A 12,223-nucleotide genomic window follows, 5' to 3' on the forward strand; every position below is an offset into this window, starting at 1 on the left:
GGAAGCTAAGCCCTCCAGCGCCAATGGTACTGCACCCTAACCAGTGTGGGAGAGTAGGACACCGCCGAACACAACTCGAGCAACGGCCTCGTATTCATTCGAAAGAATCGGATACGGGGCCGTTGCCATGTCTTCTGCACGACGTCGATATTCTGTCTCGGGTCCGACGTCCGTCCGGGGAGACCATTCGATTCCGTACTTCTGGCTTCGAGGCATAGATTGGCTGCTATGAGTGATCGTGACCGTCCCCGTCGACGCGATGCGGGTCCAGGGCGACCCAATCGGCCCACGAGGGGCACCGGATCCGCAGGCCGGCCCGACGAACCGGCGCTGCCGGTCGACGTTGCCGCGTCCGATCTGGACACTGACGTCCGTCGGGATCTGTTGACCCTCGACAAGGCGAATGCCGAGAATGTGGCCCGTCATCTTGTGATGGTGACTCGGCTGCTCGACGAGGATCCTTCGCTTGCGCTCGAACATGCCCGTGCAGCACGGCGCCGGGCAGGTCGGGTGGGTCTGGTTCGGGAGACCATGGGCATCGCCGCGTACAACGCGGGTGAGTGGCAGGAAGCCCTGTCGGAACTGCGTGCCGCTCGCCGGATCACGGGTAACACTGCTCTGCTCCCGCTGATCGCGGACGCCGAGCGTGGTCTCGGACGGCCTGCTCGTGCGGTGGAGATCGCCCGCAGCGAGGACGGGCGAGCGCTCACGGGAGAAGAGGCCACGGAGATGCGGATCGTCGAATCCGGCGCCCGAATCGATCTGGGTGAACCCGGCAAGGCTGTGGTCACCTTGCAGTCCGAGGACCTGTCCCCGGGCCGCTCGGGTACCGGACCGGCCCGCCTGTACTACGCGTACGCATCCGCTTTGCACGCTACCGGCCGAACCGACGAGTCGATCACCTGGTTCATGAACGCCGCATCGGCGGATGTCGATGACGTCACCGATGCCGAGCTGCGACTCGTGGAGCTGAGCTCGGACGAGCCGGATGAGGACTCGATTCCGGTCGACGATGCGGCCCTGCCCGGCGAGGTTTTGGTCGACGAGGCGGTTGGTGCCGCGGTCATGAACGACATCACCGACGCGGGGACCTCCGACGTCACGACCTCACGGGCTGCACGGGCTGCCGCCTTCGACACCGGCGCCTTCGACACCGGCGGCATCGACGAGACGGCGGTCGACGTACCAACGCCGGGGGACACCGTGGCTCGCGAGGACACCGTGGCTCGCGACGACACCGTGGACGGCGTCGCGGTGGCAGCTGTCGCCTCGGAGCAGACACATCAGGCTCCGACCGCTGGCACACGTGGAGGCGACACGACGGCGCCTGTCACGTCCGACCCCGTATCGCTCGCTTCTCGCTACGACGCACTGCTGCTCGATCTCGACGGCACCGTGTTCGCCGGGCATCGGGCCCTGCCGGGTGCCCGCGAGACTCTCGAGACCGTCGGGACCGCGCGGTATTTCGTCACCAACAATGCGAGTCGCCGTCCATCGGAGGTGGTGGCGCACCTCGTGGAACTCGGTTTCGAAGCCACCGAGGAACAGGTGGTCACCAGCGCCCAGTCGGCTGCGCGGCTGCTCTCAGAACACCTCGAACCGGGTTCACGTGCGCTGGTGATCGGGACCGATGGCCTCGCCCAGGAGGTTCGCGAGGTGGGTATCGGCGTGACGCGGAGCGCCGACGACCGGCCGGCTGCGGTCATCCAGGGGCATTCACCCGATACCGGCTGGGCTCAGCTGTCGGAGGCGGCACTGGCCATCAACGCGGGGGCGCTGTGGATTGCCTGCAACACCGACGCGACCTTGCCGTCCGAGCGCGGAAAGCTGGTCGGGAACGGCTCGATGGTGGCCGCGGTCGCCCACGCCACCGGTCAGCAGCCACTCGTGGCAGGGAAACCGGCGGCGCCGTTGATGGCTGATGCCATCTCGCGCAGTCGTGCCTCGCGACCACTCGTCGTCGGCGATCGGCTCGACACTGACATCGAAGGGGCGCACTCGGTGGGTGTCGACAGTGTGTTGGTCCTGACCGGGGTGAGCTCGGTGACGGATCTGCTGGTGGCGCCTCCCGAACAGCGGCCCACCTATGTGATCTCGGATCTCACGGGTCTCTACCACGACGCGGACGCCGTGCGGGCCGGCGCCCACGACGGCTGGCACGTCGAACTCGACGGTCCGGCGGCCACGGTGCGCCGCGACGGGTCTGCCAAAACGGAAAGTCTGCTCCCGGCTCTCGCTTCGGCAGTGTGGTTCGCCATCGACGAAGGTGCGCTTGATCCGGCCGACCTGTCGGTGTCCGGTTCCGACACCGAAGTCCGTGAGGTCCTGGAGTCCGTCGGCGTCGGTCGAGTGCGCTAGCGTTGGTCACACCATGACCGAACCGGGCCAACCAGCACGCGACGAGCAGACGACCGGCCCCCCGCCGGTCGGCTCGTCGTCGACCGGACCGGTCCCCGGCCCCCCACGACCAGGACCACATCTGATGCCTCGCTCGGCCGGGGGTCAGACGGCGTCGGAGGGCGCCGAAGGCGAACCGCCCGTGCCCGTCGATCCCGGGACGGTCACGGATACGGTCGCGCAGCTGCTCGTCGAGGTTGATTCGATACGGCAGGCCGCAGGCGACGCCTTCGATCTCGGTGCCCTGGCCCGGCAGACCGAACTCCTCGAACGTGCGCACGATGCGTTGACCACGGCACTCGAAGATGTCGATCCTCGATGACGGGCTGCTGACGGGTGGCCCCACGAGCGCGCCTCGATGCCGAACTCGTCCGTCGGGGCCTGGCCCGGTCGCGTGAGCATGCCCGGTCGTTGGTCGCCGACGGGCTGGTCAAGATCAACGGCGTGGTCGCGGCAAAACCGGCTACCAATGTTGGTCGCGACACCCCGATCGTCGTGCTGGAGAGGGTTTCCGACGACTGGGCGTCGCGCGGCGCGCACAAGCTGCTCGGTGCGCTCGAGGAGTTCGAGCCGCAGGGACTGATGGTCGGTGGTCGCCGCTGTCTGGACGCGGGGGCGTCGACCGGCGGGTTCACAGACGTACTGTTGCGGCGCGAGGTGGCCGCTGTGGTCGCGGTGGATGTCGGTTACGGTCAGCTGGTCTGGCGGCTCCAGAACGACCCGCGGGTCGCTGTGCACGACCGAACGAATGTACGGCGTCTCACCCCCGAAGAGATCGGCGGACCAGTCGATCTGGTGGTCGCGGATCTGTCCTTCATCTCGTTGGCGTTGGTCCTGGGCGCCCTGTCGGCGTGCACCAGGACCGGTGGCGACCTCGTGCCCATGGTCAAACCCCAGTTCGAGGTGGGCAAAGACCGTGTCGGTTCCGGCGGGGTGGTGCGAGATCCGGGCCAGCGGATCGATGCAGTGCTGGCGGTGGCGCGCCGAGCGCGTCAGTTCGATCTCGAGACGCGCGGCGTGGTGGCCAGCCCGCTGCCCGGGCCATCGGGAAACGTCGAATACTTCTTGTGGTTGCGCAAGGTCGGCGATGCGCGGCCCCCCGAGACCGATGCCGTCGACGACGATGTCGTGAACGCCCGGCCCGGCGCGGCGCCGGCGTGGCCGGATAGGCTCGAAGACCGAACGGACGCGACGGGTGGCGCGGCCGAAGGCTCCGCTCCCGTCCCGGGGACGTCCGACGATCCGGCGCTGATCGAGATGATCACCCGGGCCGTCGAGAACGGGCCTCGCTGACACACGAAGGGACCATTGTGGCCATCGACGCGGCCGCCGATCGGGCGGGTCATCGAGAATTCTTGGTGGTCGCCCATACCGGGCGGGAAGTCGTCACGCAGACGATGGACGCCATCGCGCGCCATTGCGCCCCCGCCGGGGTGAGGCTGCGGGTGGTCGATCACGACACCAAGGCCCGCGAACCACAGATCGATGTCGTCGAGGTGGCCCCCGAGCACAGCCCGCCCGAGAGTCATCCGGTCGACCCCGAGCATCTGCGTCGCATCGGCGCCGCGGTCGAGGTCACGTCGGCGGTACCGGCGTCCGCGGAGGGATGCGAGGTGGTGATCGTCCTCGGTGGCGACGGAACCTTCCTGCGTGCCGCCGAACTCGCCTATCCTGCGCAGGTACCGGTCCTGGGCATCAACCTGGGCCGCATCGGATTCCTGGCCGAGGCGGAGGCCAATCGCATCGACGAGGTCATGCAGCAGTTGATCGATCGCGACTATCGCGTCGAGCCGCGGATGACCCTTGACGTCACGGTGATCGATCCGGCGCAGCCGGATCGCCCATCGGTGCACAGCTGGGCTCTGAACGAGGTCGCGATCCTGAACAAGACCAACAACGGTGTTCTCGAGCTCGTCACCGAGGTCGACGGCCGGCCGGTCTCGGCATTCGGTGCCGACGGCGTCCTGGTATCCACGCCGACGGGGTCGACCGCCTACGCGTTCTCCGCAGGCGGGCCGGTCATGTGGCCGGACCTGGAGGCCATGCTCGTGGTGCCCAGCAACGCACATGCGCTGTTCGCGCGTCCCCTGGTCACCAGCCCGCGGTCACGTATCGCGGTGGAGATCGACAAGGGCGGCCGGTCGGCTGTGGCACTGTGTGACGGGCGAAGGCGCATCGACGTCCCGGCCGGGGCGCGTGTGGAAGTGGTCCGCAGCGACCGATCGGTGCTGTGGGTACGTATCGACTCGGATCCCTTCACCGACAGATTGGTGACGAAATTCGATCTACCGGTGACGGGCTGGCGGGGGAGGCAGACCTAGACGTGCTGGAAGAACTGTCGATCGAAGGCCTGGGGGTCATCGAGCAGGCCTCTGCTCAATTCCATCCCGGGTTCACTGTGCTGACCGGTGAGACCGGCGCGGGCAAGACCATGATCGTCACGAGCCTGCACCTGCTCTCGGGTGCTCGTGCGGATGCCACCCGGGTCCGCTCGGGCGACACCAAGGCGACGGTCGAAGGACGATTCCGTCTCACCGACGGAGGCTCGTCGCCGTCCGGGCACCTCGGTGACCCGGTCGTCGAAGAGATCCTGGAGGCGTCCGGCGCCGACGTCGACGAGGACGGCACGGTGATCGCCGTGCGATCGGTGAACGCCGACGGGCGGTCCCGGGCACATCTCGGGGGCCGCTCGGTGCCCGTCGGCGTGATGGGCCGACTCACCAACCAGCTGCTGGCCATCCATGGTCAGAACGATCAACTCCGGCTGCTGAAGCCCGAACACCAGCGGGCCGCGCTCGACACCTTCGCCGGGTCATCTGTCGCCGGGCCGGCCGACGCCTACCGCGGTGCGCGCGACTCCTGGATCGAGGTGCTCGACGAACTCGACGCCCGCCGGACCAATCATCGTGAGCTGGCGCAGGAGGTCGATCGCCTGCGCTTCGGCGTGGACGAGATCGCGGCCGTCGACCCCCGGCCCGGCGAGGACGTCGAGTTGGCTGCGACGATCCGTCGGCTCTCCGATCTGGAGACGATCCGCGCCGCAGGCGCCGAGTCGCGCGAGATCGTCGCGGGTGACGCCGGATCGGTCGTCGAGGGACTCGGGCAGGTGCGGACCATCCTCGAGACGGCCGCCGACGACTCGCTGCGCGATCTGCTGCCGCGGGTGTCCGAGGCACTGACCGTGATCACCGACGTGGGGGAGGAGCTGACCTCCTTCCTGGCAGGTCTCCCGGCCGACGCCGACGAACTGGACAAACTGCTCACCCGCCAGGCGGAGTTGAAGGCGCTGGTACGGAAGTACGCCCCCGACATCGACGGGGTGATCGCGTGGCGGACCTCAGCCGAGAGTCGGCTGATCGAGATCGACGACCCTCAACAATCCATCACCGAGCTCGAAAACGCCGCCGCAGCAGCGCGGGAGAAGGTGCAGGACACCGCCGCCACCCTTCATCGCCGTCGGAAGACGGCGGCGAAATCGATGGCGTCGAAGGTGTCCGCGGAACTCGGCGGACTGGCGATGGGGGACACCTCGCTCGCGGTCGACGTCGCCGTCGAGCCTGCCGCCGACGACGATCGGCTGGCGATCGAGCTCGACGGGCACCGGGCGCACGCGGGCAGCGCCGGCGCCGACCGGGTCGAGTTCGCGCTGCTGGCGCACAAAGGTGCCACACCGCTGCCCATCGCCCGGTCGGCATCGGGCGGTGAACTGTCGCGGGTGATGCTCGCGCTCGAGGTGGTCCTCGCCGAACCGACCAGCGGATCGATCATGGTCTTCGATGAGGTCGATGCCGGCGTGGGCGGACGTGCCGCCGTCGAGATCGGACGCCGGCTGGCCGGCCTGGCCCGTGCTCATCAGGTGATCGTCGTGACGCACCTGCCCCAGGTGGCGGCGTTCGCCGACAACCACCTGGTGATCGGAAAGAACTCGGGTGGCGGACGTGGTCGTCGACAGCACACGAGCACCGTGCGCACGCTCGACCGTGACGAACGCGTTGCCGAACTCGCGCGGATGCTTGCGGGACTCGGTGACTCGGACACCGGGCGAGCGCACGCGGAGGAACTCCTGGCCACCGCAGAAGGCGAGAAGCAGGCCCGCGACGACGCTTAGGTCTCCCCTTTTGCGTGTTACTCATGTGACAAAAGTTGCAGTTGTTACGGCGCGCCTCCCCGTGCTGTCGCGGCCGCATGGTGATCATGGGCGTCATGAAGATGCCTGCCCTGCTTGCCCGTACGGCCGATGAACTCCCTGGTGTCTCCGGAATAGCCAGGATCGACAAGAACACTCGCCGATTGCTCGATCGGATCGGCCCCGGCGACATCGCCATTCTCGACGAGGTGGACCTGGACCGGATGACCGCCGACGCCCTGGTACAGGCCAACGTCGTCGCAGTGGTCAATTCGTCCCGGTCGATCTCCGGCCGGTATCCGAATCTCGGTCCGGAGGTGCTCGTCGCATCGGGCATCGTCCTGCTCGACGACGTGGGTGACGAGGTCTTCAAGCGGGTCAAGGACGGGGCCAAGCTCCGCATCGACAACGATCGTCTGTACGTCGGGGAACGACGTCTCGCGTTGGGGCAGCAACTCGAGGAACGTGACATCGCGGACCTGATGATCGAGGCGAAGACAGGGCTGGTCGATCACCTGGAAGCATTCTCGGGCAACACGATCGAGTTCATCCGAAGCGAGTCGCCGCTGCTGATCGACGGAGTCGGGGTGCCCGACATCGACGCAGATCTCGCGGCGCGGCACGTGGTGATCGTCGCCGACGGGGCGGATCGGGGCACGGACCTGCGGGCGCTGAAGCCCTTCATCAAGGAGTACTCGCCGGTCCTCATCGGCGTCGGGGCCGGCGCGGACACCTTGCTGAAAGCCGGGTACAAGCCTGCGGTGATCGTCGGCGATCCCGACGACATGAAGGCGGCGACCCTCAAATGCGGTGCACAGCTGGTACTTCCGGCCGACACCGACGGCCACGCCCAGGGCTTGGCCCGGATTCAGGATCTGGGGATCGGGGCGACGACGTTCCCGGCGGCGGGAGCCGCGGCCGACCTCGCCCTGTTGCTCGCCGATTACCACGGCGCGGACCTCATCGTGACGGTCGGTTACGGCGGGACACTCGATGACTTCTTCGATCGCTCACGGCGCGAGAGCAATCCGTCGACCTTCCTGACCCGTCTCAAGGTGGGCCCGAAGCTGGTGGATGCCAAGGCGGTCGCCACGCTGTATCGGAGTCGGGTCTCGGGTGCTGCGATCGCCTGTGTGGTCCTGGCCGCGCTGATCGCGGTCATCGCCGCGATCATGCTGTCGAACATGGGGCCCGAGGTGAGTGATTGGGCCGTCGCGCAGTATCACCATGCCGTCGAGTGGGCGCGAGACGTCTGGAACAGGTGATCGATGATCTCTCTCAGGCAGCACGCGATCTCGCTCGTCGCGGTCTTCCTCGCGCTCGCGGTCGGTCTGTTCCTCGGATCCGGCTTCATCGGGGATCGGGTCAACTCGGTCACCGGGACGTCGCGGGACCGGATCGGCGATCTCGAGAAGCAGCGTGACCAGCTCAACGAGCAGGTCAACGCGGCCAACAGTTTTGACGCCGCGGTCGGAGCGCGTCTGATCGCCGGCACCTTGAAGGGGCAGTCGGTGCTGGTCGTCAGCGCTCCGAGCGCAGCGGACGCGGATGTGGACGCCGTCAAGGAGTCCATCGCGTCGGCGGGTGGCCGCTTCGCCGGGCAGATCGCCCTGACCGACTCGCTGGTACGCGACCAGAACGCGGAACAGGTACGCACTATCGTCGACCAGACGATCCCGCCGGGCGCAACGCTGCGCACCGAGCTCACGGATTCTGGCGGTCGGGTCGGTGACCTGATCGGTGCGCTGACCCTCCACCGGGACGGTCAGTCGGCAGCGTCGGCCGGCGACACCCGGCTGGGATTGCAGGCCCTGCGGGAAGGCGGATTCATCGACTACGCCGACGGTGCGGTCTCGCCGGCCGACCTCGTCGTGGTCGTGACGGGCGACCCGCTGGGCGCCGACGCCGGCGCGCAGGGCCAGTTGACGGCGCGACTCGCCGGCTCGATGTCGGCCCGCGGTCAGGGCGGCGCTCTGGTGGGCCGCACCGGTTCGGCGACGGGCGGGTCGCCGATCGCCGTGGTGCGTTCGGACCCCGGCCTCGGCAACGCGGTGTCCACGGTCGACAACGTCGACCAGCAGACCGGCCGGATCACGGCCGTGCTGGCCTTGGCGGACGAGGCAGACGGTCGTACGGGTGCCTACGGCACGGGGCCCGGCGCCAAGGCGATCACCGTCGGTGCCGAGTCGGGCCCGGCCGCCTGACGCGACCCGGGCGCCGTCCACGGTGTGGCGTCCGTCGAAGCGGCACAGAGGTGTTACCCTGGAGTCCCGTAGGTAATCAGGGTTTTTCTGGCCTGGATCGGCCGACGGGAGACGCATTGCGACCACTTCGCCACGTGCATGACACCAAACACATCTTTGTGACGGGCGGTGTTGCGTCGTCCCTTGGAAAGGGATTGACAGCATCGAGCCTGGGACAACTTCTGACCTCTCGTGGCCTCCGCGTCACGATGCAGAAGCTCGATCCCTATCTCAATGTCGACCCCGGCACCATGAACCCCTTCCAGCACGGTGAGGTGTTCGTCACCGAGGACGGCGCCGAAACCGACCTCGATGTCGGGCATTACGAGCGCTTCCTGGACCGCAACCTCTCGCAGTCCGCCAATGTGACCACCGGGCAGGTCTATTCGACGGTGATCGCCAAGGAACGCCGCGGCGAGTATCTGGGTGAGACGGTCCAGGTGATCCCGCACATCACCGACGAACTCAAGTCCCGAGTCCTCGCGATGCGCGAGCCTGGCGAAGACGGTGAGGCACCCGATGTGGTGATCACCGAGATCGGCGGCACCGTCGGCGACATCGAGTCGCAGCCGTTCATCGAAGCGGCACGACAGATCCGCCACGACGTCGGCCGCGACAACGTGTTCTTCCTGCACGTCTCGCTGGTTCCGTATCTCGCCCCCTCCGGCGAACTCAAGACCAAGCCGACTCAGCACTCGGTGGCCGCGCTGCGCAATGTCGGTATCCAGCCCGACGCGCTCATCCTCCGATGCGATCGTGAGGTTCCCGAAGGCCTCAAGAAGAAGATCGCCCTCATGTGTGACGTCGAGCTCGAGGGGGTCATCTCCACGCCGGACGCGCCATCGATCTACGACATCCCGAAGGTTCTGCACCGCGAGCAGCTCGATGCCTACGTGGTGCGCAAGCTGGGCCTGCCGTTCCGAGATGTGGACTGGACCGAATGGGGTGAGCTCCTCAAGCGAGTCCACGATCCGCGGGAGACGGTGACCGTCGCGCTGGTCGGGAAGTACGTCGACCTCCCCGACGCATATCTGTCGGTCACCGAGGCGATCCGCGCCGGTGGCTTCGCGTGGCGGGCGCGTACCGAGATCAAATGGGTCCCGTCCGACGACTGTGCCACCCTCGAGGGCGCCCAAGCCGCGCTCGGCGACGTGCATGCGGTGCTCATTCCCGGTGGTTTCGGGATCCGCGGTATCGAGGGCAAGGTCGGCGCGATCGGCTATGCCCGTAAACGCGGGATCCCGTTGCTGGGCCTCTGCCTCGGATTGCAGTGCGTGGTGATCGAGGCGGCTCGCGCCGCCGGTCTCGACGATGCGAGTTCGACCGAGTTCGATCCGGACACGCCCTACCCCGTCATCTCGACGATGGCCGACCAGGCCGACGCGGTGGCCGGCGAGGCCGATCTGGGCGGAACCATGCGGCTCGGTGCGTACCCCGCCACTCTCGAACCGGACAGCGTGGTCGCAGAGGCGTACGGGACGACCCATGTCTCCGAGCGACACCGACACCGCTTCGAGGTCAACAACGGGTACCGGGACAAGATCGCTGCCTCCGGGCTGGTGTTCTCGGGCACCTCGCCCGACGGTCATCTCGTGGAGTTCGTGGAGTACCCGACGTCGGTGCATCCGTTCCTGGTCGCCACCCAGGCGCATCCGGAACTGAAGAGCCGACCGACCCGACCACACCCGCTGTTCCGCTCGTTCATCGATGCGGCGCTGAAATACAAGGCGGCCGAACGCCTCCCGGTGGACATCGGGGACTACGAGCGTCCCGTCACAGCAGCGGTCGAGGATGCGGACGGCGCCGAGGAACGCGGCGCTTGAGCGGGCCCGATCCCGACGTGCGGGCAGGTGACGAGGCAGCCGGCACGCAGCACGCATTCACCGTCCAGGGGACCCGCACCGTGTACGACGGTGCGATCCTCACCTTGCGGGTCGACGAGGTCGAGATGCCCGGCGGGCGCGTCGCCGAACGTGAGGTCGTCGAACATTTCGGCGCTGTCGCGGTGGTCGCCCGTGACGAGCGGGGGCGGATCGCGATGGTCCGGCAGTATCGGCATCCGATCGGCCGGCGGTTACTCGAGTTGCCGGCCGGCCTGCTCGATGGAGATCCCGGAGAGACCCCGCTCGCGGCAGCGAAGCGTGAGCTCGCCGAGGAGGTCGATCTCGCCGCCGAGCGCTGGCAGGTGCTGGTCGATCTCGACCTGTCGCCGGGCTTCACCGACGAGGCCCTTCGGCTGTACCTCGCGGAAGACCTCCGCGGCCTCGATGCCGCCGAACGGCACGACGAGGAGGCCGACATGTCCGTCGAGTGGGTGGCGCTCGAGGACGCGGTCGCTCGAACCCTCTCCGGCGAGATCGTCAACGCGACGAGTGTGTCCGGCATCCTCGCGCTGGCGGCGGCCGATGCGCGGGGGATGCCGCTGCGGGCGGTGACCGCACCCTGGACCGACGAACCAGCGGCGCTGCGCGAGCGCCGGGACCGGCGATGACGGGTCCCGCGGTATCGGCCGACAGCGCGGCGGAGCACGTGACCCGTTACCTCGATCACCTCACCGTCGAGCGCGGCGCCGCCGTGAACACCGTCAGCTCGTACCGGCGGGACCTCGGACGATATGCGCACTACCTGCAATCACGGGGGATCGGTGCACTCGCCGAGGTGACCGAGAACGACGTCCGGGAGTTCCTCGTGCAGCTTCGCCGTGGTGACCCCGACACCGGGTCGGCGCCACTGGCCGACAGCTCGATCGCGCGGACACTCGTCGCCGTTCGGGGCTTCCACAAGTTCGCGGCGGCCGAAGGCGTCGTCGCGGCCGACGTCGCCCACGCCGTCCGCCCGCCGCGTCCGGCCCGTCGTCTCCCGAAATCGTTGCCGGTCGACGAGGTTCTCGCCATTCTCGAATCGGCGGGGGCAGCAGATCATCCCCGGGCACTGCGGGACCGCGGCCTGCTCGAACTGCTTTACAGCTGCGGCGCGCGGATCTCCGAGGCGATCGCCCTCGACGTGGACGACATCGACGCGACCACGCGCGCGGTTCGACTGTGCGGCAAGGGCGGGAAGGAACGCGTCGTCCCGGTCGGGGGACCGGCGATCGACGCATTGGAGGCATACCTCGTGCGCGGTCGACCGGCCCTCGCGAGCCGGGCGAACCCGGCGCTGTTCCTCAACGCGCGCGGTGGCCGACTGTCCCGGCAGAGTGCGTGGCAGGTGTTGGCGGATGCCGCTGCGCGGGCCGGCCTCGACAAGTCGGTGTCGCCGCACACCTTGCGGCACAGCTTTGCCACACATCTGCTCGACGGCGGTGCCGACGTTCGCGTCGTGCAGGAACTACTCGGCCACGCATCGGTGACCACCACGCAGGTCTACACCCTGGTGACGGTGAACACCATGCGCGAGGTCTACGCCACGGCCCATCCACGGGCGCGGTGAGCACTCACGGAAACGGTCCCGGGTCGGT

10 protein-coding genes are annotated in these 12,223 nt (G+C 68.0%); all 10 read left to right on the top strand.

Translation table 11 applies throughout. The features are described 5' to 3' along the window. Positions 1-228 precede the first annotated feature (228 nt). The 10 genes from ACLQ3I_RS17570 (at position 229) to xerD (ending at position 12,195) form a co-directional block, all read left to right on the top strand. Positions 229-2,358, top strand: coding sequence for an HAD-IIA family hydrolase (locus ACLQ3I_RS17570; RefSeq protein WP_425803594.1), 2,130 nt, complete (start codon positions 229-231; stop codon positions 2,356-2,358). A gap of 124 nt (positions 2,359-2,482) precedes the next feature. Further along, a complete protein-coding gene (locus ACLQ3I_RS17575; protein ID WP_425803596.1) occupies positions 2,483-2,719 on the top strand; it encodes a hypothetical protein in 237 nt (78 codons plus the stop codon). A gap of 14 nt (positions 2,720-2,733) precedes the next feature. Next, on the top strand, positions 2,734-3,690 hold the full coding sequence (locus ACLQ3I_RS17580) for a TlyA family RNA methyltransferase (protein ID WP_425803598.1): 957 nt from the start codon (positions 2,734-2,736) through the stop codon (positions 3,688-3,690). A gap of 17 nt (positions 3,691-3,707) precedes the next feature. Beyond that, positions 3,708-4,718 (top strand): NAD kinase, encoded by a 1,011-nt coding sequence (locus ACLQ3I_RS17585; protein WP_425794036.1) that lies wholly within the window; start codon positions 3,708-3,710, stop codon positions 4,716-4,718. 2 nt (positions 4,719-4,720) lie between these two features. Beyond that, positions 4,721-6,505: a DNA repair protein RecN gene (gene recN / locus ACLQ3I_RS17590; protein ID WP_425803600.1), complete on the top strand. Its 1,785-nt coding sequence runs from the start codon at positions 4,721-4,723 to the stop codon at positions 6,503-6,505. A gap of 95 nt (positions 6,506-6,600) precedes the next feature. Beyond that, positions 6,601-7,788 carry a putative cytokinetic ring protein SteA gene (gene steA, locus ACLQ3I_RS17595; protein WP_425803602.1) on the top strand — a complete coding sequence of 396 codons (1,188 nt, stop codon included), beginning with the start codon at positions 6,601-6,603 and terminating at the stop codon, positions 7,786-7,788. A 3-nt stretch (positions 7,789-7,791) separates the two neighbouring features. Next, the gene (locus tag ACLQ3I_RS17600; RefSeq protein ID WP_425794039.1) at positions 7,792-8,727 is read left to right on the top strand and encodes a copper transporter; all 936 of its coding nucleotides are present in this window, start codon (positions 7,792-7,794) and stop codon (positions 8,725-8,727) included. A 116-nt stretch (positions 8,728-8,843) separates the two neighbouring features. After that, the gene (locus tag ACLQ3I_RS17605) at positions 8,844-10,589 is read left to right on the top strand and encodes a CTP synthase (RefSeq protein WP_425794041.1); all 1,746 of its coding nucleotides are present in this window, start codon (positions 8,844-8,846) and stop codon (positions 10,587-10,589) included. Positions 10,590-10,606: 17 nt separating this feature from the next. Then, positions 10,607-11,257 carry an NUDIX domain-containing protein gene (locus tag ACLQ3I_RS17610; protein WP_425804031.1) on the top strand — a complete coding sequence of 217 codons (651 nt, stop codon included), beginning with the start codon at positions 10,607-10,609 and terminating at the stop codon, positions 11,255-11,257. Continuing rightward, the gene (xerD, locus tag ACLQ3I_RS17615; protein WP_425794042.1) at positions 11,254-12,195 is read left to right on the top strand and encodes a site-specific tyrosine recombinase XerD; all 942 of its coding nucleotides are present in this window, start codon (positions 11,254-11,256) and stop codon (positions 12,193-12,195) included. The genes ACLQ3I_RS17610 and xerD overlap by 4 nt, the downstream gene beginning before the upstream one ends. Positions 12,196-12,223: the final 28 nt, after the last annotated feature.

Source organism: Gordonia sp. DT101, assembly GCF_049844895.1.
Lineage (GTDB): Bacteria > Actinomycetota > Actinomycetes > Mycobacteriales > Mycobacteriaceae > Gordonia.